Origin of the sequence: Bryobacter aggregatus MPL3 (assembly GCF_000702445.1) — a bacterium.
In the GTDB taxonomy this organism is placed as follows: domain Bacteria; phylum Acidobacteriota; class Terriglobia; order Bryobacterales; family Bryobacteraceae; genus Bryobacter; species Bryobacter aggregatus.
In genome coordinates, this window is the sequence record NZ_JNIF01000003.1 from 138,642 (window position 1) to 163,255 (window position 24,614).

Annotated in this window: 23 protein-coding genes and 1 tRNA gene; 6 read left to right on the top strand and 18 right to left on the bottom strand. The window is 58.9% G+C overall.

All coding sequences use genetic code 11. From position 1 onward, the window contains the following. Positions 1-3,192, bottom strand: a complete 3,192-nt coding sequence (locus tag M017_RS0101025) for a DUF1549 domain-containing protein (RefSeq protein WP_051669400.1) — start codon at positions 3,190-3,192, stop codon at positions 1-3. Positions 3,193-3,459: 267 nt separating this feature from the next. Between M017_RS0101025 and M017_RS0101030 the strand changes: the two genes are divergently transcribed. After that, entirely contained in the window at positions 3,460-4,479 is a 1,020-nt protein-coding gene (locus M017_RS0101030) for a Vgb family protein (RefSeq protein WP_031495091.1), read from the top strand. Here M017_RS0101030 and M017_RS0101035 read toward each other — a convergent pair. Beyond that, entirely contained in the window at positions 4,476-5,537 is a 1,062-nt protein-coding gene (locus tag M017_RS0101035) for an acyltransferase family protein (RefSeq protein ID WP_202901594.1), read from the bottom strand. The genes M017_RS0101030 and M017_RS0101035 overlap by 4 nt on opposite strands. A 33-nt stretch (positions 5,538-5,570) precedes the next feature. On the opposite strand from M017_RS0101035, the gene M017_RS30060 reads away from it, so the two are divergent. Beyond that, positions 5,571-5,825: a YkgJ family cysteine cluster protein gene (locus tag M017_RS30060; protein ID WP_080507434.1), complete on the top strand. Its 255-nt coding sequence runs from the start codon at positions 5,571-5,573 to the stop codon at positions 5,823-5,825. A gap of 36 nt (positions 5,826-5,861) precedes the next feature. Then, positions 5,862-6,839 carry a c-type cytochrome gene (locus M017_RS0101040; protein WP_035957572.1) on the top strand — a complete coding sequence of 326 codons (978 nt, stop codon included), beginning with the start codon at positions 5,862-5,864 and terminating at the stop codon, positions 6,837-6,839. Here the strand turns inward: M017_RS0101040 and M017_RS0101045 are convergent. Then, a complete protein-coding gene (locus M017_RS0101045; protein ID WP_051669401.1) occupies positions 6,836-7,972 on the bottom strand; it encodes a serine/threonine-protein kinase in 1,137 nt (378 codons plus the stop codon). The genes M017_RS0101040 and M017_RS0101045 overlap by 4 nt on opposite strands. Positions 7,973-7,976: 4 nt before the next feature. Further along, a complete protein-coding gene (locus tag M017_RS0101050; protein ID WP_162179798.1) occupies positions 7,977-9,035 on the bottom strand; it encodes a serine/threonine protein kinase in 1,059 nt (352 codons plus the stop codon). A gap of 195 nt (positions 9,036-9,230) precedes the next feature. On the opposite strand from M017_RS0101050, the gene M017_RS0101055 reads away from it, so the two are divergent. Continuing rightward, positions 9,231-9,476, top strand: a complete 246-nt coding sequence (locus M017_RS0101055) for a GlsB/YeaQ/YmgE family stress response membrane protein (RefSeq protein WP_031495100.1) — start codon at positions 9,231-9,233, stop codon at positions 9,474-9,476. Continuing rightward, positions 9,473-10,390: a DUF4126 domain-containing protein gene (locus M017_RS27250; protein WP_051669403.1), complete on the top strand. Its 918-nt coding sequence runs from the start codon at positions 9,473-9,475 to the stop codon at positions 10,388-10,390. Before M017_RS0101055 ends, M017_RS27250 begins: the two co-directional genes overlap by 4 nt. Here M017_RS27250 and atzF read toward each other — a convergent pair. The 12 genes from atzF to M017_RS0101115 form a co-directional block, all read right to left on the bottom strand. Further along, the gene (gene atzF / locus M017_RS0101065) at positions 10,376-12,055 is read right to left on the bottom strand and encodes an allophanate hydrolase (protein WP_035957573.1); all 1,680 of its coding nucleotides are present in this window, start codon (positions 12,053-12,055) and stop codon (positions 10,376-10,378) included. The two genes, M017_RS27250 and atzF, sit on opposite strands and share 15 nt — an antisense overlap. Continuing rightward, on the bottom strand, positions 12,052-15,555 hold the full coding sequence (locus M017_RS0101070; RefSeq protein WP_031495105.1) for a 5-oxoprolinase/urea amidolyase family protein: 3,504 nt from the start codon (positions 15,553-15,555) through the stop codon (positions 12,052-12,054). The genes atzF and M017_RS0101070 overlap by 4 nt, the downstream gene beginning before the upstream one ends. Beyond that, positions 15,545-16,198 (bottom strand): urea amidolyase associated protein UAAP2, encoded by a 654-nt coding sequence (locus M017_RS0101075; RefSeq protein WP_031495107.1) that lies wholly within the window; start codon positions 16,196-16,198, stop codon positions 15,545-15,547. Before M017_RS0101075 ends, M017_RS0101070 begins: the two co-directional genes overlap by 11 nt. Positions 16,199-16,207: 9 nt before the next feature. Further along, positions 16,208-16,924 (bottom strand): urea amidolyase associated protein UAAP1, encoded by a 717-nt coding sequence (locus M017_RS0101080; protein ID WP_031495109.1) that lies wholly within the window; start codon positions 16,922-16,924, stop codon positions 16,208-16,210. A 171-nt stretch (positions 16,925-17,095) separates the two neighbouring features. After that, on the bottom strand, positions 17,096-18,133 hold the full coding sequence (locus M017_RS0101085; RefSeq protein WP_031495110.1) for a zinc-dependent alcohol dehydrogenase: 1,038 nt from the start codon (positions 18,131-18,133) through the stop codon (positions 17,096-17,098). A 24-nt stretch (positions 18,134-18,157) separates the two neighbouring features. Then, positions 18,158-18,508, bottom strand: coding sequence for an RNA polymerase sigma factor (locus M017_RS29810; protein WP_202901595.1), 351 nt, complete (start codon positions 18,506-18,508; stop codon positions 18,158-18,160). Then, positions 18,444-19,373 carry an RNA polymerase sigma factor gene (locus M017_RS26105; protein WP_202901596.1) on the bottom strand — a complete coding sequence of 310 codons (930 nt, stop codon included), beginning with the start codon at positions 19,371-19,373 and terminating at the stop codon, positions 18,444-18,446. Before M017_RS26105 ends, M017_RS29810 begins: the two co-directional genes overlap by 65 nt. Continuing rightward, positions 19,373-19,729 (bottom strand): YciI family protein, encoded by a 357-nt coding sequence (locus M017_RS0101095; RefSeq protein ID WP_031495112.1) that lies wholly within the window; start codon positions 19,727-19,729, stop codon positions 19,373-19,375. The genes M017_RS26105 and M017_RS0101095 overlap by 1 nt, the downstream gene beginning before the upstream one ends. Before the next feature lie 91 nt (positions 19,730-19,820). Beyond that, complete coding sequence (locus M017_RS0101100; RefSeq protein ID WP_031495114.1) at positions 19,821-20,537, bottom strand: class I SAM-dependent methyltransferase; 717 nt, start codon at positions 20,535-20,537, stop codon at positions 19,821-19,823. Positions 20,538-20,551: 14 nt separating this feature from the next. Beyond that, positions 20,552-21,112, bottom strand: a complete 561-nt coding sequence (locus M017_RS0101105; RefSeq protein WP_035957908.1) for an ATP-binding protein — start codon at positions 21,110-21,112, stop codon at positions 20,552-20,554. Positions 21,113-21,123: 11 nt separating this feature from the next. Next, positions 21,124-21,213 (bottom strand) — tRNA-Ser (locus M017_RS0101110). A gap of 31 nt (positions 21,214-21,244) precedes the next feature. Beyond that, the gene (locus tag M017_RS0101115; RefSeq protein WP_155121153.1) at positions 21,245-22,348 is read right to left on the bottom strand and encodes a Gfo/Idh/MocA family protein; all 1,104 of its coding nucleotides are present in this window, start codon (positions 22,346-22,348) and stop codon (positions 21,245-21,247) included. An 11-nt stretch (positions 22,349-22,359) separates the two neighbouring features. Between M017_RS0101115 and M017_RS0101120 the strand changes: the two genes are divergently transcribed. Continuing rightward, entirely contained in the window at positions 22,360-22,935 is a 576-nt protein-coding gene (locus M017_RS0101120) for a hypothetical protein (protein WP_031495119.1), read from the top strand. Here the strand turns inward: M017_RS0101120 and M017_RS0101125 are convergent. Together M017_RS0101125 and M017_RS0101130 are read right to left on the bottom strand one after the other, a co-directional pair. Continuing rightward, positions 22,932-23,720 (bottom strand): class II aldolase/adducin family protein, encoded by a 789-nt coding sequence (locus M017_RS0101125; RefSeq protein WP_031495120.1) that lies wholly within the window; start codon positions 23,718-23,720, stop codon positions 22,932-22,934. The two genes, M017_RS0101120 and M017_RS0101125, sit on opposite strands and share 4 nt — an antisense overlap. Positions 23,721-23,774: 54 nt before the next feature. Further along, positions 23,775-24,593 carry a 2OG-Fe(II) oxygenase gene (locus tag M017_RS0101130; RefSeq protein ID WP_031495122.1) on the bottom strand — a complete coding sequence of 273 codons (819 nt, stop codon included), beginning with the start codon at positions 24,591-24,593 and terminating at the stop codon, positions 23,775-23,777. Positions 24,594-24,614 lie beyond the last annotated feature (21 nt).

Consider the following 24,614-nt stretch of genomic DNA (forward strand, 5'->3'; position numbering starts at 1 on the left):
CTAGTTGATAAACAAGAACTCGCTCGAGCTGAGGAGCACTTTCGCGTAGCGGCCCCAAACAGTGGGGTCATAAGTCAGCGGCTTCTCTTCGCCAGGACCACGACGGGGGCCGCCCATCATGCCACCGGCTCCAGGGAAGCCACCCATCCCGCCCATCATGCCCATTCCCATGGGAGTCTCGGCTGGCGCGGCTGCAGCTTCGGGTGCGGCGGCTTCCGGCATCTCTGCCTTGGCAACCACTTCCTTCGGAGCGGCATCGGGGGCGCCGTCTTTCTTGGTCACTTCGGGAGAAGGAGCCATTGCGCCTCCTGGACCTCCTGTACCCCCACGACCACCGCGGCCTCTTGCCGCAGGAGCAGCTTCTTTCTCCTTCTTCTTGCGTTCCTCGTAAGAGAGCATCGGCTCACTCTTGATGTATTCGATGCCGAGCTTGATTTCTTCTTCGCTGGCATCGCGTCCGTAGATCACCTGGAACATCTTCTTCACACGAGCACGATTGTCAGGCTCGGGCATCACCCGCTTGGCGATCTCTTCCGCTTCGTACTGCATGAAGTCGCTATTGAGCAGGAAGAGGCGCTGCAGCGGCACGGTGGTGGTGAAGCGCTTTTCGGCGCTGATGGCCGGCGTGGGGAAGTCGAAGAGTTGCAGGTATTCGTCGAGCTTGTAGCGGCTGACCTTGCCGTAGACGGTACGGCGGAGGAAGCTGGGCTTCAATTCGCCAGAAGGGCCGCCGAGGCTGGGATCGAGATTGCCCGAGACGTACATGACCGAGTCGCGGAGCTGCTCGGCATCGAGACGCTTCTTCTCATAGCGCCAGTACATGCGGTTGCCCGAGTCCTTGGCAAAGGCGTTTGTATCGTTGTCGGTCGAGAGCTGATAGACCGAGCTCATCATCATCTCTTTGTGGAGCTTCTTGATCGAATGTCCGTTTGCCGCAAAGCTGGCAGCAAGATACTCGAGCAGCTCTGGATTGGTGGGACGCTCGCCGGTGATGCCAAAGTTGCTCGGCGTGTCGACGATGCCCGAACCAAAGTGGCCCTTCCAGATGCGGTTCACAATCACGCGATTGGTGATGGGCTGCTTGAGGATGGCCTCGGCCAACTGCAGGCGACCGCTGCCCTGTTTGAAGGGCTCGGGATCGCCAGGAGCGAGAACACTGAGGAAGTGACGGGGGACCTCATCACCGGTCTGCATCGGATCGCCACGGATAGCGAGCGGCAACTCTGATATCTCGTCAAGCGGCTTGTCCTTGATGCCGTGGAGATAGGGATATGAGGGGTCGAGCTTCTTCCGCGCTTCCTCAATGTCCTTGCGGATGCTGGCGATCTGAGTTTGAGACTCAGCGCCAACCCGGCTTTCAAGACCCCAGCCACGGAAGCTGAGGACGCCGGGCTTGCCGCCACGGCCGCCCATCGCCATCATGGCGTTGGGGTCGTCGGAATCGGTGAGTTCGCGAACAAAGAGTTCCGTATAGAAGTTATTCTCGTCGTCGGTCAGATTCTTCAGACGGAGACCGCAGCCGGGACAGAAGTCATCGTTAGTAACGAAGTTGGATGGCTTGCTGGTGCGCTTCTTCGGCTTGGTGCCGGGCAGAGCCTTATCGGCGATGACCTTGTTTTCGGCATCCAGCTCATTGCGGGCGAGCAGCACAGCGACCACGTCTTCGTGGAACTGTTCGGAAACTTTCTTGACTTCCTGCGGCGTCGGAGCGGGCTTCTTCATCATGGCCTGCCAGGCATTCTTGTAGGGATACTTTTTCTGCTCCTTGGCCATGTACTTGATCCAGCGCTCGAGCACTTCGTAGTCAAGCTTGCGGGTTTCGACGACGTTGGCGATGTCCATCTTGCGAGGACCGCTGACCTCGAAGACAGCTTGCAGATAGTTCTTGGTCTCAAAGGCCAGCGACTGTGAGAGCGCCTTGCCGAGATTGTTCTGCATGTCGCCGAGGATGCGCTGCTTCTGGTCAATTTGCTCTTCGATCTTCTTGTACTCGTCGACGACGCTCTTGGGCGCGAGCGGGTATTCCTCATAGGTAACGTTCGAGAAGATACCGGCGAGCGCATAATAGTCGGTCTGCGGAATGGGATCGTACTTGTGATCGTGGCAACGGGCGCAAGCAACCGTGAGGCCGAGGAAGCCGCGGGTGACGACGTCAACGCGATCGTGACGTTCATCGGCGCGCGTGACTTCGGTGGAGCCGTTGTCGTAATACCAGGGACCGAGGCCGAGGAAGCCGGTGCCAGGAAGCGTCTTGTGCAGCTTCTTGGGGTCGAGCAAGTCGCCGGCGATCTGAGACTTGACGAACTGGGTGTAGGGCATGTCGTCGTTGAAAGCCTGGATCACCCAATCGCGATAGACATAAGCATTCGGGTAGGGGTTGAAGCCGCGGCGCATGGGATCGAGACTGCGGTAGTCGTCTTCGCCAAAGCGCGCCACGTCAAGCCAGGCGCGGCCCCAGCGTTCGCCATAGTGCGGAGAGGCCAGCAGTTTGTCGAGGAGCTTCGAATAGGCATCAGGCGCAGTGTCTTTGACGAAGGCCTGGATTTCCTCATAGGAGGGAGGCAGACCGGTGAGATCAAGGTAGGCGCGGCGGATGAGATCGGTTTTAGTCGCGAAACGAACCGGCTTCAAATTCTCTTTCTCCAGCTTGGAGAGAACAAAGCGATCAATGTTCGTCTTGCCCCACTTCGTATCTTTCACAGAGGGTAAGTCCGGTTGCTTCATCGGAAGCATCGACCAGAATTTCTTCTGTTCGGGGAAAATAACATACTTACCGTTTACCTTAGATACGGTAGGAAGTTCCTTGGGCCAGACCGCGCCAGCTTTGACCCAGGCTGTCAGTGCTTCAATTTCGGAATCCTTCAGCTTCTGTCCCAGAGGCATCCGGAACTTGGGATCCGCATCCGTGTGCCGGATGGCAAGAATCAGTGGACTTTTTTCCGGGTCGCCAGCAACCACGGCAGGCCCACGTTTGGCGCCTTTGAGCATCGCAGCCGCGGTATCGAGCCGGAGCCCGCCCATCGCGGAGTTTGTGTGACAACCAAAGCAATTATTCGCCAGGATCGGCCGAATCTTAAGTTCGAAGTAATCGGGCGAATTAGCGGGAGGGTTCGAGGCGCTTTGCCCGAGGGCAGCAACAGAGAAGAGGACGAAGGATAAAAGCGAATCTAGTTTCAGCGTGCCAATGCTCATACGAGTTGGTGGGGGCCTATTGGTTTCTTATGTTGACGAAATCAGGAGATGAGCGAAACGGGGCTAGAAGGGCTGGCTGACGGGGGGAGAGTCTCAGAGATATACAGGATCTCAGAGACCGCGCAGAAGCAACTGCGTATAGCTTGTTATAGCTGTTCGCAGGAGAATTTGTCAATTGCTCAGGGGGACGCTATACTCGATTTTCGGCCGCGCTCGCCCACTTGTTCCCTGTCACGAATCGTTTCGTAAGTTCTCAGTGAGGTATTGATGCGATTGACTTTGCAGCTGATTGTGATGCTCTGTCTGGTGTGCGGTTTCGCAGGGGCAAAAGAAAAAGAAAAGCCAGGGAAGAACGCGAGTTGGCCTCCGCGCGCCGGTGTCAAGACGCCCGGGGTTCAGATTCCGATCGCGAACCTGAAGGCGGAAGCGGAACTCACGCTTGAGGGAACGCCATCCTTTCTGTTCGCCGAAGGAATGGCGATCAGTGTGCCGTTACGTGACAAGGGAGTGATCGCACGGATCGGCAATCGTGACAACAAGGCAACCGATTCCTGGAAGGGATTTGAAGAACCTTGTGGCGGTATGATTTCCGCATTTGGCAATCTGTGGGTGCCAGACTGCAAGAAGCAGTCCATTGCGCGAGTGGAGCCACGCAGTGGCAAGATTGCGGCCAGCGTTGAAGTGGGAGTTGGCAAAGGGAACCTCGTCCTCGCCGCGAACGCAGATAGTGTTTGGGTGTTGAGCGATGAGATTGGGACGCTCTCCCGCGTGGACCCGAAGTCCAATCATGTCGTGAGCGAATTGAGACTGGGGCCGAGTTGCAATACGGTTCAGTTCGAGCAGGATGCACTCTGGGTGACCTGCCCGAAAGAGAATCAGTTGCTGCGCATCGATCCGAAAACAAACCTGGTGGAGAAGCGCATCGAAACCGCAAAGGAACCCATTGCGGTGGTGTTCGGAGAAGCTCATCTTTGGGTGCTCGGAAACCTGGAAGGCAAGGTATCGAAGATCGATCCCAAAACCAACAAGGTGGTGGCGACGATCGAAACCGGTGTGTCGAATGGCGGCGGCAACCTGGCCTTCGGCGATGGGCAGGTCTGGGTGAGCGCGGCAGGCTATCCACTGACTAAGATCCACGCACAGAATGACAAAGTGATGCAGCAGTTTGTGGGCGATGGCGGCGGGATGGTGCGCTTTGGCCTGGGATCGATCTGGCTGGTGAACCCAGCCAAGATGAGCGTGGCGCGCATCGACCCGAAACGGGTGGCGGCCACGCTGCCGGACTAGACCCGCAGAAACAGTTTGCGCTGGTACATCCAGTAGAGCAACCACCACTCCATGGCAAGAATCAGCGGCGGGCCGATGGCGGCCACTGGCAGATACAAACCGAGGTGAATCTTCAGCGTCGAGGCCAGAAAAGATGGCAGCACGTGAGCGATCCAATAAGCGGCCATGGAGTTCATGCCGATAACAATCAAGGGGAAGGCCCAGCGGGTCTTCCCCTTAATTTCGAGGACGTAGCGAAAGCCCACTAGAAACAGGAAGCAGATGCCGCCGCTGAAGAGGGTCCAGGCCGGAGTCCAGATGCGTTTTACGATCGGGCAGAGGCCGGTGAACTGCAGCAGTAAGCCAGCGGCCAGCAGGACAGCCGCGGTTTTCAAATAGATTGCCAACTCTCGGGTGGCACGCAGCCACTGCCCGGCAATGAGGCCGAGGATCATTGTGCCCAGGGTGGGAATAAAACTCAGCGTGCCATAGCCGCCGCTATTAGCGACGAAGAGCGTTGGCCGCGGGAATAGATTCAAGAACCAGGCGTCGAAGGCGACACCGAGGTTATCCGCCTTGAACCAGTGTGCGGCGAAGGACGCGCCAGGGATCGGATAGATCGCCCAAGCGAGCCAGTAGAAGAAAAGGATGAGTCCAAAGCTAATCCATTGCGTTCGCGGCTTGGTGCGGCCGAGCAAGAACAAAGCGGGATAGCCAAGGCCGATCTGGGTGAGGGTGTCTTCAAAGGTGAAATTCGTCTGGGGTGAGGACATCGAGCGGAGAAAAATTCCCATCGCCACAAGCACAAGAGCGCGCCAGAGCGCGTGCCGGAACAGTTTTTTGCCACTGGCCAACGAATAAGGCAGAGCCACCCCCACCAGGAAGGAGAAGGAGGGCTGGATCATGTCGTGCAGGGAAAGGCCTTCCCAAGGGACATGGGATTGGTGAAAGGCAAGGAAGTCCAAAATCGGGTTACCCGGGTAGTCCCGTGCCAACCGGGGCAGGCGGAGCACTTCGGCCATCATGAGAAGCATGACAAAGCCGCGATAAACGTCTATGGTGAGATTACGAGAAAGCATGCGCGGGGATCTGTGCCAGTATATTCGGAATTGATGGATTGCCGCGTTGGGTGTGCCGCTTGTTGCATTGTGCCTTCAATTTCTTCTCCGATTCCGGGGATGCCGAAAGGGAAGGCAGCGTTTGTACGTTGCGTGCAATTGAGTGTGGAGAATGCCTGCCTGCTCTTTGGTAAACCCGAGAGACCGGCCGTTTGCTCCAGCCTGCGTCCGCATGTGGAGATGTGTGGCCATACCCACCCCGAAGCCTTTGTCATTCTCGAAAGTCTGGAGCGGGCGACACAGCCATGAGCCAATCGAAGATGGAACTTCGCGTGTGAGGACGAGATGAAACGTTTGATTGGATTGTTTTTGCTGGCGAGCATCAGTGGCGCCATTGGATGGATTTGCCTGCGCGGACCCGTGACGGCTGCGCCTTCCGCCGTTGTGGTACAGCGGACGCCAGAAAGAGTGGCGCGAGGGAAATATCTCTATGAGGTGGTTGCGGATTGTACAGGTTGTCACTCCGGGCGGAATGGAGAGAAATTTAATCTGCCTGTGATCGCGGGACGGAATGGAGCCGGTTCGGCGTTTCCGAAAGAGGCAGGATTCCCCGGTTCGATCGTAGCGCCGAACCTCACACCCGACCCGGAAAGCGGACTGGGGAAATGGACGGATGGCGAGATCATCCGGGCGATTCGAGAGGGAGTGTCTCGCGATGGCCATGCACTCTTCCCGTTGATGCCTTATCAGAATTTCGCCAAGATGAGCGATGAGGATGTGCAGTCGGTGGTGGCTTATCTGCGTTCGCTGCCTGCGGTGCGCAATCCCCTTCCCCGATCGTCTGTCGACTTCCCGGTGAGCTTCCTCATGCAGAGCACACCGCAACCGGTGAGCACTCCAGTGGCGGCCCCTGACCGAGCAGACCGTCTCGCCTACGGAACGTATCTGGCCACCCTCGGCGCCTGTTCGAACTGCCACACGCGCCGGGAGAAGGGCGAAGCCGTGGCGGGCATGGAGCTTGCCGGCGGAGAGTCTTTCCGGATGCCGAAGCTGGAAGTGCTGAGCGCGAACATCACGCCGGACATTGAGACTGGAATTGGGAAGTGGAGCGAGCAACAATTTATCGACAAATTCAAGGGCTTTGCAAACTTCAATGAGTCGAATTTGCCGGCGAATGTACAAGCCAACTTTACGCTGATGCCGTGGCTAAGTTTTCGCCAGTTGAGTGAGGATGATCTGCGGGCACTCTATGCCTATCTGCGCACGGTGAAGCCTGTGCGCAATACGGTGCACACCCATCCGATCGTCGCTTCAGAGATTTAGCGATTGGCCGTTTTTCGCGGGCTTGGAGCCTTCTTGAGGGCAGGCTTCCCCCGCTCGCCCGGGGGCGGCTTCGGAGCAGCCTTAGGCTTTCCAACTTCCGCTGCACGCGAGGCAGGGCCAAAGCGCGGGCGTCCCGTTGCAAAATCATAGAGCAGCACCGGAGCGACGGCTGCTGCCACCACTCCAATCCCGAGCAGAGCGCCCATAATCGGACTGGTCCAGATCCGGCGCAACAGACTTCGTTTTGGCTTTGCCGTGGGAGGAAGCGGCGGCGTGTCCAGCATCTGATCCAGATGGGACACAGGATCGGATGTGCCGCTGGGACCATCAATCGCGGCGAGGAACTCCTCCGCCGACTGGAATCGATCCAAAGGATTCTTCGCCAGCGCCTTGAGGATGGCGTCGTTGATAAAGCGCGGAATCACCGCATTGCGTTCAATGGGCGGCTGCGGACTTTGCTGGACATGCGCCTGCATTAACAGAAAGGCAGAGTCTCCGGCAAAGGGACGGGTTCCTGTGAGGAGTTCGTAGAGCACAACTCCCGTCGAATAGATGTCACTGCGTTGGTCTGGAGCAGTAGCGCCCCGCACTTGCTCGGGAGAAATGTAGTTTGGCGAGCCCACCATGCCACCCGCTTCGGTCAGCGCCATTTCTGAAGAGCCCCGGGCCAGACCAAAATCAGTGAGCTTGATGCGGCCAGTTTCGTGGACGATGATGTTGGCCGTGGAGACGTCGCGATGGACGACTCCATTCGAGTGGGCGTAGGAAAGAGCATGGAGGACTTGCCGCATGATGCCAAGCCCTTGTTCGAGGCTCAATCTGCGGCCGCTCAGTAGCTTCTGCAGCGAACTCCCCTCAATCAACTCCATCACCATGACAAGGTCATCTTCCAACCAGAATGCGTTGAGAACAGCAGCAATGTTGGGATGATCGAGACTAGCCTGGAGACGGATCTCCCGCAGGAAACTGTGCGCGTATTCCTGCGAAGTCGGCCGTCCGTTGATGAGAATCTTCATCGCCTCACGGCGCCGGGTGATGAGATGTTCCACCTTTAGAACTCGGCCATTACCACCGGCACCGATCTCTTCAACGATTTGATAGTGCCCTACCGATTCGCCAACCTGGAGTGCCATTGGCTTACTTCAATCCATTCGTCAGGAAGAAAAGTCCGATCGCGCCAATGGTCATCAGGGCAATCACGAGCAGGCGCGGCATGCCGTAGAGCGTTGATGGCATTGGTGGCCGGGGAAGAGATTCCCCCTGGTGCACGAGAATCTCGGCAGAGAGCGCGTTCGCCTGGCGGTTCCATTCCCGGCCCCGCCGCTTCATCTCACTCAGCGCTTTTTCGATGTCCTCTGCCGGTTCGGGAATGCCACCCAATGAGATTGACAGGAGCGCATTGCGGAACTCTCCAGCCGACTGGAATCGCTCGCTCAAGTTCTTGGCAAGGGATTTGAGGATGATGGCGTCGAGTTCAGGTGGAATCTGCGAATTCCACTTGCTGGGCGGCTCCGGAGCGGTTTCGACATGCGCCAGCATGAGGTCAAACTGACTGTCGAATTCAAAAGGCTTGCGGCCCGCGGTCAACTCATAAAAAACCACGCCCAAAGAGTAAAGATCTGAGCGGGCGTCCAGGTCTCCGGTGGCCTGTACCTGCTCGGGAGACATGTAGTGGGCCGATCCGATCGCAACTCCAGCCTGTGTGAGGCGCGGGTCCGCCGTACTCCGGGCGAGACTAAACCCAGAGAGCTTCAGTTCCGACTCCGCAGTAATCAGCAGCTTTCCAGGATGGATGTCGCGATGCACCACGCCGCCTTGGTGCGCGCACTCAAGGGCGTCCAGCGCCTGCCAAATGAACTTCACGGCATCAGGAAGAGAAAGCGGCCCTACTTCCAGCCGCTCTGCGAGATTGGTGCATTCGACTAACTCAGTGGCGAGAACATAGCGGCCGCCCAGCTTCGTCGATGAACGATAGCTGACGATGTGTGGATGGTTGAGACGAGCCAGAATCTTGGCTTCACGTTGGAAGCGTTCCAGACGTACGGGATCACTCTGTGTTGATTCCGAAAGAACACGAAGAATTTCGAAGCGTTGCTCGGAAACATTGCGCACTTTGTAGCTCGTGCCCTCTCGATTGCTGTCGAGGACATCGATCAAGTGATAATCGCCGAGTGTGGTTCCTAGTTCAAAAGCCATTTCGGCCAACATTCCCTGAAAACTAGATTCGGAAACTGAATCCTTAGCGAAGAAATCTTTTCACGAGTACTGGGTACGAAAGTAGTATCGGCAAGAAAACCGAACGAAACAATGAGGTAGACACCTTAGGCCCACTCTCGCGCCAACCAGAAGGACCCTTGACTCCGGAGAAGAGCTTCAGTGCAATGAAGACCTATGATCGGAACCATTGTGTTCGGGTTGATCATCGGTGCTGTTGCCAAGTTCCTGATGCCCGGGAAGGATCCGGGTGGCTTCATCCTCACTTGCCTGCTGGGGATTGCGGGAAGCCTCGTGGGCGGCTATATCGGGCGGGCGCTACACCTCTATGCAGAAGGCGAAGCGGCCGGGTGGTTGATGTCACTGCTGGGGGCCGTGTTGTTGCTAGCGGTGTACCGGATGATCACAGTCAGGGCAAAATGAACTTCACGCAGGGATTGTCGGGCATTCTCGCGTTGGGCGTGGCATCGGGGCTCAACTTGTATGCGACGGTGCTGACGCTGGGAATTGCGCAGCACTTTGGCTGGATTCATGGCCTGCCAGCGGGGCTCGAGGTGTTGTCGCATCCGTGGGTGCTGGGCGTGGCAGCGCTGCTGTATGCCCTGGAGTTTATCGCCGATAAAGTGCCGGGCTTTACACCGCTGTGGGATTCGCTGCACACCTTCATTCGCCCGGTAGGCGGCGCTTTGCTGGCCATGGGCGCGGTGGGGAACCTGGACCCAAAGATGCAGACCATCGCGATGCTGGTGGGCGGCAGCGTTGCCCTGGGAACGCATGCGACGAAAATGGGCACACGCCTGGCAGCCCATGTGTTGCCAGACCCTGTCACGCATTCTGCGATGAGCGTTGCCGAGGACTTTGGCGTGGTGGGCATTCTGGTGCTGGCCTACAACTATCCTTGGGTTGCGTTGCCGATTCTGCTGGTGATTGTCGCCTGTATTGCGGTGGCTTTGCCGTTTCTGCTGCGGGTGCTCCGCTTTCTGTTGCGTACGGTGACCGGCAGGCTGCTGAGCTTTTCGCATCCGGATGCGGATGTTGAGATTCCGGCCTGGGCACGGGTGGCCGGTTCGCAATCGGTCCTGGGATTTGTACGCAGCGGGAAGGGCCTGGGCCGGCTTCGCCATGCCTATCTGAGCATGGGGCCCGGCAGCGTGATGCTCCATGTGAAAGGCCTCTTCGGCAAGGAAAAGACCTTTGTGATTGCGAAGCGCGAGGAGCCGGTGCGCGGCTTGTTTATTGACTACGTCGAGATGAAAACCGATACCGGTATCGCGCTTAGTATTTACTTCACTAAGGACTGGGCGTCTTATTATCGCCAGGGCTTAGTGTTTCAGTGAGGCGATGTAGGCGCGCCAGCCGCCAAATTGCGTGATCTCCGTCGCCTCGCCAATGGCGAAGTTTTCGGCAATGAAGCACTTGATGTCGCGGCCGTCGGCAAGGCGGGCTGTGCCGATGCCGAGCGGGGCCGGAATCGCGGCGACAAAGCTGCCGAATTCCGATGCGGGCATCGCCCAGATCTCGAGTTCGATGCCGGGTCCTTCAAACCCAGGCACGCGTTGCAGACCCGGCTTGGGGGGCGTCGAGTTGGCGAGCGCGTAGAAGCGATACTCCGGAGAGGTTTTCGCCGTCTCGCGGAGATAGGCGCCGCGCGACGTGAGCTGCCAGTTGAGCGGCATGCCCGTCAGATGCGCCCCGACCACCGCCACTTCGATGAAGCCAGTGGGGAGGACCGCAGGGGCCATCTCACCGAGAAATGCCATGGCGGTGGCCGTGAGCGCTTCCTCAGCCATGGCCGGGCCCATTAGCGTGATGCCAAAGGGAAGGCCATTGGGACGGAAGCCCGCGGGAATGGCCAGCGCGCTGAGATCGAAGAGATTGACGAAGTTTGTGTAGTAGCCGAGTTGAGTATTGCGGCCGATGGGGTCTTCAGCAATTTGGGCGTGGGTGAAGGTGGTACCGGTGGTGGGCAGCAGGAGGCAATCGATCTGAGCCCACTCTGCCCCGCTGCGATGGCGGAGTTCTTCGAGACGGTACATCGCGCGGAAGGTGTCGACCGCATTGTACTTGCGCGCGCCGAGGATGATCCTGGCGACGACGGGGTCCATGTCGGCTTCGTGAGCGTTGGCGAAGCTTTCGATGGCGGCGAGACGTTCTGCAACCCAGGGGCCGCTATAGAGCAAGTCTGCCGCTTCCCGGAAGGAGGAAAAATCGATCTCGACGATGGCGGCGCCGAGAGCGGCGAACTTGTCGATACTGGCGCGGTAGAGTTTCTCTGCCTCGCTATCGCCAAAGAAGGCGAGTTGGTCTGCCTTGGGAATGCCGAGCCGCAGATGGGTGGGGTGCCAGGCGCCGCCTTTGCCCGCGGACAGCGAGGGGCCCGCAGTTTTCAAGACACGCAGCGAGTCAGCCGCATTGCGGCTGAAGATCGAGACGCAATCGAGCGTGCGGCAGGCTGGGACGACTCCAGCTGCACTGATCAAGCCTCTGGTGGGCTTTAAGCCAACCAGGTTATTGAAAGCAGCGGGGACGCGGCCGGAACCAGCGGTGTCCGTGCCCAGTGCGAAATCAACTTGACCGAGCGCGACTGCAACAGCAGAACCAGAACTGGAGCCACCGGAAATGTAATCGGCGTTGAAGACACTCGAACAAGCGCCATAAGGCGAGCGGGTGCCAACCAAACCAGTAGCAAACTGATCCATGTTTGTCTTGCCCACCAGGATGGCCCCGGCGGCGAGCAGTTTGTCGACCACTGGAGCATTCTGCTCCGGGGTGTAAGAGAAGGCCGGGCAGGCCGCCGTGGTGGGCATGCCTGCGACATCGATATTGTCTTTGACCGCGAAGGTCATGCCGTAGAGGGGCTTTGCCGCCGCTTCGGGGTGCTCTTCCAGAGCGGCCGCCTGGGCGAGCGCTTTTGCCTCGGGGACTTTCGAGATCCAGATAGGCTGCCGGGTTTCAGCAGCAATCCGCGCGTAAGCTTGGCGAACAGCTTCGGTCGGCTTCATGCGTTGATCTCCAACTTGAGGATGGCGAGGATCTGTCCGGGCATCACAGGCATGCCGGGCTTGCAGTGGAGGGAGTGGAGCGTACCACCGCTGGCTGTGGCGACCGCAACTTCCATCTTCATTGCTTCAATCAGAATGACCTTGTGGCCGGGCTGGAGCAGATCGCCCTCTTGCGCATCGATACTCCAGATGCTGCCGGCAGTGGATGCCTTGAGCGCCTTATAGCCGGGCGGCACGACGATGGCGGGAGCCTCGTCGACCACGGCCAGATCGTCATCGCTGACCTTGTCGGCGCCACTGGCGGCCCAGCGCGCACGCTCTTCCTGGAAGGCTGTTTGCTGGGTGGCCTTGAAAGCAGCAGCAGAGTCTTCAATTGAAGAGAGGAACTCGCGATAGGGCTTGAGGCCGAAGCTGCCTTCCTCAATGCGCAGCGGGTAGCGGCCATTGGGGAAGTCTTCGCGCAAACGCAGCAGTTCTTCCGCAGTGACGGGGAAAAAGCGGATACGATCGAAGAACTGGAGCAGCCAGGGGTGGTTGGGCGGGAACTCGCGAGTGGTGCGGTAGGTGTTCCACATCTGGATGGTGCGGCCGACAAACTGGTAGCCGCCGGGGCCTTCCATGCCATAGACACACATATACGCGCCACCGATGCCAACGCTATTCTCTGCCGTCCAGGTGCGGGCCGGATTGTACTTGGTGGTGACAAGGCGCTGCCGCGGGTCGACGGGTGTGGCGACCGGAGCACCAAGATATACGTCCCCTAAACCGAGTACAAGATAGCTGGCATTGAAGACGATGTCATAGACATCCTGGACCGACTTGAGCCCGTTGATGCGGCGAATGAATTCGATGTTGGACGGGCACCAGGGCGCGTCGGGACGCACCGAGCGGGTGTACTTGTCGATGGCCAGACGCGTGGCCGGATCGTCCCAGCTCAAGGGGAGCCAGACTTCGCGCGAGGGCACTTCGGCGTTGGCGTCGGAGTCGCCATCAGCTTCGGCTCGATCGATGAGATCGAGAAGAGTCTGGCGGCTGACGCGGGTGGGGTCGTAGTGGACCTGGAAGGAACGGATGCCCGGGGTGACGTCGATGACGCCAGCCGGCTTGTTGGCCAGGAACCAGTTGTAGACCGCCTGGACGCGGAAGCGCAGCGGCAGATCGAGAATTTTTTCGCCGTACTCAATCAGGAGGTAGCGATCGCCCGATTGGCGATAGACAACGTCCTTGTTGGTGTGAACAATCGCCGGGGCGCGCACGCCATCCATGGCAACGGCGTGGAAGCGAATGGTGTCGCCTGCCTTGAGTTGGCCGATCTTCCAGAGATCGCGCGAGGTGATGGTGGCCGGACAAACAAAGCCACCGAGGCTGGGGCCATCGGGACCGAGGATCACCGGCATATCGCCAGTGAAGTCGACCGTGCCGATTGCGTAGGCGTTGTCGTGGATGTTGGAGGGATGGAGCCCAGCCTCGCCGCCATCCTTGCGTGCCCACTCCGGCTTGGGCCCGATGAGGCGCACGCCGGTGCGCGAGGAGTTGTAATGCACCTTCCAGGAGGTGGCAAAGAAGGTTTCGATGTCCTGGTCCGTGAAGAAGTCCGGCGCGCCGTGGGGACCGTAGAGGACCTCGATGTTCCATGTGTTGGTGATCTCGGGGATTGGGAGCACTTCGGCAGTTCCCTGCTCTGTTTGTGCGCCGAGATGCAGTACGTCGCCAGTGCGCAAGGCACGGCCGCCGTGGCCGCCAAAGTTGCCGAGAGTGAAGGTGCTCTTACTGCCGAGATAGTCGGGAAGATCGAGACCACCTTCAAAGAGGATGTAGGTGCGGGCGCCAGGACCTTCGACGGCTGTGACTTCGAGCGTCGCGCCCGCAGGCACCTCGATCGCCTGCCAGTAGGGGACCGGCTTGCCGTTGAGTGTGGCCTCCATCTGCGCGCCGCTGAGGACGATGCGGGTGTCGCAATGGAAATGGAGCGTGGGGCCGTTCAGCGTACACTCAAAGCCCGCCGCCCCTTCGGGATTGCCGAGCAGCAAATTGCCGGTGCGGAAGCTGAGCGCGTCCATCGGGCCCGAGGGCGGGACACCGACATCCCAATAGCCAAGACGGCCAGGGAGATCCTGCACGGTCGTCATCGTGCCGCCATCAAGGACTTCAAAGCTGCGCGGCTTGTAGACGAAGCTATCGGTCATCTTAGTGAAGACTTCGCCGCTGACAAAGCGGGGGTCTTCAATGAGCGCACGCAGGTAGGTGAGATTGGTTTCGATGCCGTCCAGACGGGCCGCTGCAAGGGCTGCGCCGAGCTTGGCGAGCGCGGCCTCGCGCGTGTCTGCCTTGACGATCAGCTTGGCAAGGAGCGGATCGTAATAAGCAGTGACCTCTGAGCCCGAACGGACCCAGCCATCGACGCGGGCCAAGTTTGTTGGCAGCGCGACGTTGGTGAGCCGGCCTGCACTGGGCTGGAAGTTCTTGTTCGGGTCTTCGGCATAGAGACGCACCTGGATGGAAGCGCCCTGAGGCTGGGGACGGCGGGCTTCAAGATCGCCAATTTCGCCTGCCGCAGCGAGCAGCATCCACTCCACCAGATCGACGCCGCTGACTTCTTCGGTGACGCCGTGCTCCACTTGCAGGCGCGTGTTCACTTCGAGGAAGTAGAACTGCTTGGCCGCCTCGTCGTAGACGAACTCGACGGTACCGGCGGATTCGTAGCCTACCGTTGCGGCGAGACGCTCAGCAACGGCGAGCAGATCTTTACGGGACGCCTCGCTGAGCCCGGGCGCCGGAGTCTCTTCGATGATCTTCTGGTTGCGGCGCTGGACGGAGCAGTCGCGCTCGCCCAAGGCAATCGCGGAACCTCTGCCGTCGCCGAAAATCTGCACTTCAATGTGGCGCGCCTTCTCGACATACTTTTCGAGATAGAGGCCTGCATCCTTGAAGTTGGCCAGGCTGAGGCGTTCGACGCTCGCGTAGCTGTCCACGAGCTCCGCTTCGTTGCGGCACAGACGCATGCCGATACCGCCGCCACCGGCGGTGCTCTTCAGCATGACCGGATAGCCAATGCGACCGGCTTCGCGCTTGGCCTCGTCCGTACCGCTGAGAAGACCGGTTCCGGGCAGTAACGGCACTTGCGCTTGCACGGCCAGTTCGCGGGCACGATGCTTCAAGCCGAAGGCGCGCATCTGCTCGGCGGTGGGACCGATGAACTTGATGCCGGCGGCCTCGCAGGATTCAGCAAAGCTGGCGTTCTCACTGAGGAAGCCGTAGCCGGGATGGATTGCCTGGACACCGAGTTCGCGGGCGATCTCGATAATGCGATCGCCGCGGAGATAGCTTTCCGCAGCGGGCGCGGGACCGAGGAGCACGGCCTCGTCGGCGTCCTCGACGTGTTGTGCGTGGCGGTCTGCTTCACTGTAGACGGCAACGCTGGCGATGCCCATGCGCTTGAGGGTCCGCTCGATGCGGCAGGCGATAGCGCCGCGATTTGCGATCAGAACTTTACGAAACATGCGCACCCCAGATCAGGAGACGTACCGGTGTCGGGTTGTAGGCGTTGCAAGGATTGTTGAGTTGCGGGCAGTTACTAATCACCACCGCAACGTCCATGGTTGCGACCATTTCGACATACTTGCCTGCTTCGCTGATGCCGTCTTCAAAGGTGAGTTTGCCTTCGGGCGTCACCGGGACATTCATAAAGAAGTTGATGTTGGAGGTGATGTCGCGCTTCTCGTGCCCCCAGCTCATGAGAGCAGCCATGAAGCTGGCACGGCAGTTGTGCATGTAGCGCTTTTCAATCGCGTAGCGAACCTGATTGGATTCCGCGGCGCAGGCGCCGCCGAGCGTGTCGTGACGGCCGCAAGTATCAGCCGTGATCCGCATCAGTTCATTGCCAAGATTGGAGACCAGGCTGGAGCCTGTGGTGAGGTAGATGTTGCCTTGGCTGTTGATGGTGTCGAGTGCGGAATAGCGTTCGCTGAAGTCGTGGAGGTTGTAGATGAGAGTATCGGCGGCCTGATTGCCGTCCAAGTCAACGATGCGGAAGGTCTCGCCTTTCTTCACCGCGTGGATCCAGCCTTCGCCAGCCGGAAGCACCTCGTCGTGAATGGCGGTGGCCGCGTCGAGTTTGCTTTTAATCAATGTGCGTTCGCTCATGGCCGCTCCTTAGAGGAAGTATCTTTCCGAGTTGATGAAGCCCCGGATGTTCTCCGGGCAGAGGTTCCGGCATTGGTCGTCAGCCGCAGGGGCGTCGACACGCTGGAAGCTCAGATGGACGGGCTTCGGTTCGTAGTTCGGATTGGGATCGAGCGGGTGAGGATTCGTGTCGATGATGACGAGAGTGTTCATCTCGGAGCGAAGCTCTACGGAATCGCCGGCCTTTGAGTTGCCGGGGACAAAGTGCATGCTCCCTGTGAGATCCACTTGTAGTTTTGAGAAGAAATTGATGTGAGATTGTAAGTCGCGGATGCTTAAGCCGAACTTACCGATCTCGCGCAGGAAGTTCTCACGCGTGCTGGTGTACCAGTCGTTGCGAAACTCCTGATAGTCGTGTGCGCCGTACTTCTTGGCGACACTGGCGCGAGTGGAGTAAGCTCCGATCGGATCGTGCCAACCGACGGTGTCGTTCGTAATTGAGCACAAAACCCGTCCCATGTCGGAATAGAGGCAATGACCTTGGGTGAGGTGGGCCGTGTGTTGTTGTTTGAGAGTGTCGGCCATGTTGTATCGCTCGACCAACAACTCGAAATTGAAAAGCGTGATGGGGACATTAGCGCCACCGTGCAGGTCTGTAATACGGAGGGAAGTGCCGCGTTTGAGGACATGCGCAAAGCTAGCTCCGCCCCGCAGTTCTTCCTCAAATAAGAGGCAAGCAGAGGCCATGAAGGCTCTCCTTTCAGGGTGTCAATTGTAAGTTGGAAAAAGACTACTGAAGGAGCGACGGAGGGCCACAGCAGACATCCATGGCCGTGATTCTCAACATGACTTTGAGACTCACCTTGCGCTCGCTATTGCGGACCATGGGCATTCGAAGTTAAAGTTTAGGGTCGCACACTAGCGACCCGGCTGCAAGACAACTTTCATCAGACCTGGTTCGTTCGCATACAAACGCTCGAACCACTTTGCGCCGTCTTCAAGCGGAGCAAGGGCACTGATGATGGGGTCCACTTTGATCGCGCCGCGAGCCAGAAGCTCGATGCACTGCGGGAATTCACCGGAACTGGCTGCCGAGCCTTGCAGACGAATCTGGCGGCTGACCACCACCTGCAGCGGAATCTCGACCTTCGGCGTGATGTTGCCAACCAGGGTGACCGTGCCGCCCTTTTTGACGCCCATGATGGCGGTTTCGATGGTCTTGCTGGCGCCGACAACTTCAATGGCAACGTCAGCGCCACGGCCGCCGGTGAGTTCGTGCACGGCCTTGATGACGTCGGTCTTCTTGGGGTTGAGACCGATGTCTGCGCCGAGCGATTTGGCGAGCTCGAGCTTTGAGTCTTCGAGATCAACCGCGATAATCTGGCCGCAGCCGGCAAGACGGAGCGTCTGCACGACGAGGAGGCCGATCATGCCGGAGCCTACAACGAGCGCCGAAGAGCCCAGCGGAATCGGCGTGAGATTGACAGCGTGGACAGCAATCGAGACGGCCTCGATCATCGCCGCGTAATGGAAGGGAAAGCTTTCGGGCAGCGAGTACAGGATGTTCTGCGGCACGGTGACGTATTCCGCAAAAGCGCCATGACGGCGGAACTCGTTGCAACTGACGCCAAGCACTTGCCGGTTGTCGCAGAGGTTGATTTCACCGCGCGTGCAGAAGTAGCAATGCCCGCAACTGACCGTGGAATCGAAGGTGACGCGGTCGCCTGCCTTCCAGCCTTTGACCGCCGAGCCGACTTCTGTGATCTCGCCCGAAGCCTCATGCCCCATGACAAGCGGAGGAACACGGCGGCCCGTGCTGCCATCCCAACCATGGATGTCGCTACCGCAGATGCCGCAGGCTTTCACCTGGATCAGAACATCCTCGGCGCCGATCGTGGGCACCGGCATATCGGTATAGTTCAGTTGCTTGTATTCGGAGAGGAGGAGAGCTTTCATGGCGCTGAATTCACCATGGTAACGCTAGGGTCGCTTGCTGAGAAGATGCTTTCGCAAGGCGGGGTCATCGGTGAGGCTCGCGGCCCGCATGAAAGCTTCGCTTGCTTCCCGATTGCGGTCGAGAAGCAACAGCAGATGGCCGCGCGCGGCCCAGTAGGGCTGGTAGCTAGCGACCCGCTCCGTGGGCATGGCGTCAAGTGCAGCGAGCCCGCGCAGCGCTTGCCCGGTCTGTGCCCAAGCAACCGCCCGTCCGACGAGAGAGCCGATTCCAGGAGTGATACGAATGAGGCCTTCATAGAGCAGGAGGATCTCATTCCAGTCGATGCGGCCGCTCCGCGCGCGGCTGGCGTGGATGGATTGGATGGCCGCTTCCAACTGGTAGCGGCCACGAGGAGGCCTGCCGCAGGTGTTGTTCTGCTTCGTCGATGAGGGGCTTGGACCAGAGGGAACTGTCTTGCTCATCGAGCGGCACGAAATCGCCATCGCGTGTGTAGCGGGCCTGACGCCGCGCCTCGCAGTGCAGCATCAATGCCAGGAGGCCAAGGGCTTCGGCTTCGTTGGGAACAACCTGGACAAGCGCGCGCCCGAGATGGATCGCCTCGCCGGTGAGAGCTTGCGTCGTGCCACTGGCCTCTGTCAGGCTATCCCAGCCGGTGGTGTAGGCCGCGTAGATCGCGTCGAGAACGAAGGAGAGACGCTCGTTCCACTCGGGGAGAGCGGGCACTCGAAAGGGAATCCCGGCACTGCGGATCTTATTCTTGGCGCGCACGAGGCGCTGACTCATCGCGGCGGGCGAGACCAGGAAGGCCGAGGCAATGCGCACCGCCTCAACGCCGAGAATCGTCTGCAGCATCAGCGGCGTACGGGCCGCGGCGTCGATCGCCGGATGCGCGCAAACGAAGAGCAGCTTGAGGCGTTCGTCGGGAAAATCATCTTGCATGGCGGCGATGTCCTGCGCGGCTTCGCTGAGCTGCTGGATAGCCTTCTGCGCGTGGTCGCGCACGCGTTGGCGGCGGGCCTGATCGATCGTACGGTTGCGTGCGGCGTGCAGGAGCCAGGCTTCCGGCTTTTGCGGCACACCGTCGATGGGCCAGCGCTCGAGAGCAGTAAAGAGCGCGTCGCCAAGCGCGTCTTCGGCAGCGGCAACATCCCCCGAGCGCGCCGCCAGATAGGCGATCAAGCGGCCATACGAATGACGCACAGCCGACTCGATTGCCTCTCTGGTTGCGGCGTGCTGCATTAGCTGCCTACGGAGAAGTGCGAGCCGAGCAGAGGCCGCACCTCAACGGTGGCGAAGGAGGCCGCAGGATGGCGCGCGGCCCACTCGAGAGCGACGTCGAGATCGGGAACCTCGATGATGCCAAAGCCAGCGAGGAACTCCTTGGTTTCGGCGTAGGGGCCGTCGTGCACCTGACGCTTGCCGTCTCGGATAGAGACGGTGGTAGCGGCTTGTGGGGATTCGAGTCCAGCGCCCCCGATGAAGATGCCAGCTGCCTGGAGAGCAGCTCCATAGGCCCGGCCGGCCGCCTGAGTTGCGGCGTCGTCACGGCGATCAAATATCTCTTGCGACTGGTGAACGAGTAATGCGTATTTCATGTTGCTTGCCTTCTCTTTCGTATCGTATGGGAGCTGCAGAAGAATCGCAGCTTCACCCTGATGACGCGCGACAGACAAGCCATTCGACATTTCAGGCGGGCTTTTTCCACTCCATGATGTGAAACCAGGGAGCACGGCAGTAACGATCGTTGCGATGGCCGTTGTCGCCTGTGGGAGTGGGTTCCGCGAAGTGTTGTAACTGAAGGCCGTGTCCGAGGAAAAGTTGCATGTAGGTGGAGAGCGGACGGTGCCAGTTCTGCACGCGGATGCCGCTCCATTCCACCCAGACAGAACGCTCTTCGAGATAGCGGTCCATCGCAAAACGGCGCTGGCCGTGCTGGTCGAGAATCCAGCCGTCCGGTGCCGCGGCGGTATTGAAACTGGTGAGGTTTGCCAATAGAAAGACGCCTCCGGGGCGGAGAGTTCGTACGAGCTTTTCGACGGCAAGCGGGAGATCAGGAATGTCGATCAGCGAGAGGTAGCTCACGACAAGATCGCAGGACTGTGCTGGAACGCTGAGACCTTCCGCACCCTCGATGCGATAGTCGCCCTGGGGATCGAGTTCCCTGGCCCGTTCGATGAAGGCGGCCGTAGGATCGATGCCGATCGTTTTGAGACCGCGCTGCTGCATCATGCGGCAGAAGCGGCCTTCGCCACAGCCGAGGTCAAGAGCCGTTTGGAAATTGCGGCCTTCGATGCGCTGGAGCATCGGTGCGTCGAGGATATACTGGCGGGCGTAATCGCCTTCTGAGCCGATTTCCGTGAGCCAGGCGGGGGCGGATTCCCTCCATCCGTCTGTGGGGTTCATGCGATGACAATCTCCTATGAATTGAGGGACGCGCTTCCAGCCGGTAAGCGAAAGGCTCCACTCTGTACGGCCCCAATCACATTGCGCAACGTTTCCTCACGACTTTGTCCCGTTGTCTGAAGCACGTGCTTCTCCAGATCTCCCAGAGAAGAGAGCTGCTGATGGAGTGCGGTGATCGGTTCTGGATCCGCCAGCGTATCGCCTCCTCGTTCACGACAGCGTTGGAGGGCGGCATCAAGCGACGGACGCAACACGATGTAGTGGAGCGGTACAGTGAGTGCCTGAAATGGCGGCAAGAACCAAGGCCCGATGATGCCGTCCACAATGACAAAATAGCCACCCTTGGCATATTCTTCTGTCACTTTTGCCAGAACATGGACGACAACACGGTTCTGCTCGTGCGCCTCGGGCAGATAGGGAGCCACGGCGCCATGCTTGATGAAACGCCAGAAGTCGTCGGAATGCAAATGCACTTTCGGAGACCCTGGCTTGCTTGCGAGGGCTTGTGCGGTCGTCGTTTTCCCAGCCCCCGGCGTGCCGGTCAGGATGAGAGCTTCGCCTGCAAAATGGATCATGCTACTGAGCATGGCGGAGGGAGTGAGATTCGAACTCACGGTAGAGTTTCCCCTACGACGGTTTTCAAGACCGGTGCCTTAAACCGCTCGGCCATCCCTCCGTTATTGATCGTATCGAACTTTTTCCAGGGATCAAACTTTTACAGCACGACCGCTGCGAGAACTGTCATCCGCGGCCTGAATCACATCGCTCACGTGGAAAACTTCCTCCACCGTCAGCGCACCCGGCTTGCCATTGTAGATCGTGTCGAGGAAGTCAACAAAGACGCTGCCGGCCGGCGGCAATGCGTCGATGCGGCGCGGTTTGGAGTCGTTTGAGATCACCGTCACGCCCGTGGCCGCCGTGTATTCGACGACGCCCTTGGTGCCGGCAACACGCAGACGATCGTCCTCGTGCGTGGGCGCGATGTCGGGACGTAGATAGTCCATGCGCAGTTCCGCGATGCCGCCGTTGGCCAGGCGGAAGACTCCGCCGACGACATTTTCCCGATCGCCCAAGGCGGGGTCCTTCACGTTGGTTTGCCAGCAGAAGGCCTCGGTCATCTTGATGCGGCCAGTGAAATAGAAGAGGTCCACCAGGTGCGGGCCAATCCAGAGCATGGTGCTGCCGTAGCTGGAACGCTTGTTCTTCCAGTCGCTCGAGGCTCCGCGCTTGTAGGACTTCTGCCCGCCTAGCAACAACACGTCGCCAATCTCACCGGAATCGATGACTTGCCGCATGGCTAGAAACTGCGGCGCAAAGCGTAGCGGCAGCAGCATGCTGAGCTTGCCCTTGGAGTTGCGGGCGGCGCGCTTCACCTTGTCGAGATCGCTGCGGGTGATCGCGAGCGGCTTCTCGGCAATGCAGTGAATGCCGCGTTGCAAGGTTTCGAGCACGGCTCCTGCGCGAGCTCCATCATCGTTCACAACGGCAACCAGGTCCGGCTTGCTCTCGTCGAGCATCTTGCGCTGGTCAAGAAAGCCTCTTGCCTGATCATTTTTGATCTTCTTGCCCAAGGATGCGAGTGCTGCCGCGGAGGTGTCGCTATAAGCAACCACCTCGACATCAGGGAGTTGCGGAAGAGGACTCAGAATATCGCCTAAATGGCCGTCCTGTCCGATGACGGCAATCCGAATCTTGTGAGGTAACTTCGTTGGAGCCGCCATTGCGCTGGCAGCCAGCGCCGATGCAAACCACTCGCGGCGGTTCCAGTCTTTTCCCGATCCTTGCATGTCGCCCATTATGACGCGATACACTAGGCCTTTTCATGAACACTCGTCGCTTGATTTGCACTCTGCTAGGCGCATGGCTGGGAGCCAGTCTCTTCATGGCCTTTGTCGCCGCCTATAACTTCCGTGTCGTCAATGATTTATTCGTATTGCCGCAGCCGGAAATGGCGTCCTACATCAAGGTAATCGGCCAGGATCGCTTGCAAATCCTGTTCCGGCACGAAGCAGCGGAATTCAATCGATCGTTGTTTGAAGTTTGGGGAATTGTGCAGATCGTGATCGCGTTGCTGCTGTTTGGAATTCTGCTGTTTGGGACCAAAGAGGGGAAGTTCACCCTGGCTGTGTCCTTAACCATGGTCCTGCTGGTGACAGGAATGCATCTGCTGGTGACGCCATCGATTATTGGATACGGGCGCAGCCTCGACTTTATTGCCAAGGATAAGGAATTGGGATTGCGGCAGAAAGTAAAGGTATTCCACAACACCTACTCGACACTAGAGGGCATCAAGATGGTGGGAGGAGTGATTTTATTGGTGATTTTCTTCCGCGAAACGCGCCGGCGCCCCGAACGGGGAGGTCCCGAAACGGATCTGGAAGCAATCGAAGCCGCTTAGCTCGTCAGAACGCCGCGAGCGCGCAGCACTTCGTCGAGCAAAGAGACCAGTTCGCCACGAGTGATCTCAAAGCGTTCCTCACGCTTCATGGCGATCATATCTTCCGCGGCAATCGGAGGCTCCGGTTCCGCTCCAGCGGCGAATTGAATTCCGTAGCGTGAGCGAGCAGCCATGAGCCGGTCCACTTCGCGCCGCGGGAGAAGACGAGGTCCACCTAACAATTCAGCCACCATCGAAATCCGTGCCAGGTGCTCCACGGTCTCCATGCGGAAAAAAGCCTTCTCCAGGGTTTCGCCATAGCAAACCACCCCGTGATTCGCCATCAGCAGCGCATCGTGATTCGGAATAAAGGGAGCGAGTTGGCGGCTCAACTCGGGAGTGCCAGGAAGACCATAATCGGCCAACGGCACGGTGCCCAGGGTAACAACCGCTTCCGGCAGAATGGCCAGATTTAAAGCCCGGCCCGCTACGGCAAAGCCCGTCGACACGGGGGGGTGGGCATGGACCACAGAGTTGACGTCGGGGCGCAACTGGTAGACCGTGCAGTGCATCTGGATCTCGGTGGTGCAGGCCCGCGCTCCTTCGAGTTTACGGCCCATCAGGTCGACAATCAGCATGTCTTCGGGACGCATCATGCCTTTGCTGACGCCAGTGGGAGTGCACAGGATCCGGTCTGCGTCGAGGCGAACACTGATGTTGCCATCATTGGCCGCGACCCAGCCCTTTTGGTACATCAGCTTGCCAATGTCCACGATCGAATTCGCGATCTGAGGGTTCAACGCCATCAAACTTCCTAATTTACACAATTGCGGGGCTCTCCGCCCTTCGCGCAATCTGGTTCAGTCCTTCTTATAGACATGCTTGTTCTTAAATACCGACTCGCCTAAGGTTTCCTTGACGGCCTGCCGCAGTGCATTATCCCCTTGCATCAACAGGTCCTTGAACTTCTCTTCCGGCCGGCCTCGAAAGCTTGTCACATGATAATCCTTCTGGCCATCCACCGGGTTAATCGTAAAAAAATAATTTGAAATACAGCGGCGGGTGCCTGCAGCAAGCACCTCGCTGACGCTGTGCCAACTGGTCTTGTCCGTCTGCATCACCGCCAGCCGATTGCAGCGGCTCTCGATCGTCCGGGGCTTTCCTTTCGGGCCGCTGTCCCACAATTCGAGGTTGCCGCCATTCTCAAGGCACCAGCCAGGAGAGGCGTAATAGAGCAGGTTCAGCGCGCGATAGCGCTTCCGTTCAAAATCGTGGGAGTTGTCGAGATGGGGATTGAGATAATGCCCCTTCTCCATCGCGCTGATCCCTCCTGCATAGAGATGCTCATCGGGAATCAGATCGTCGAGCCCGCAAATCTCGCCAACGCATTGCACCACCCTGGGATCCTGAAACGCATAAATGGTCTCCTCCAAAAGCGGAGCGTAGTGGTTCATTTGTACGCCGACATACTTGAGTTCGCCGAGATGGTGCTTGAGAACCATCTTCTCGACCGGAGGAAAAGCGGAGAGAATCGCCGTGGTCAGTTCGGCCGGCAGCAGATCATCCACAATGAAGCTCTTGACCGTGCGCGGCAAGCGAAACTCCTGGTGCGCCTCCCATTTTGCTTCTTGCAGGCGAGCAAGAATCAATTCCGCAATTTCCTGACGCTTCCAACTCATGCAGTACCACCCCACTTTACA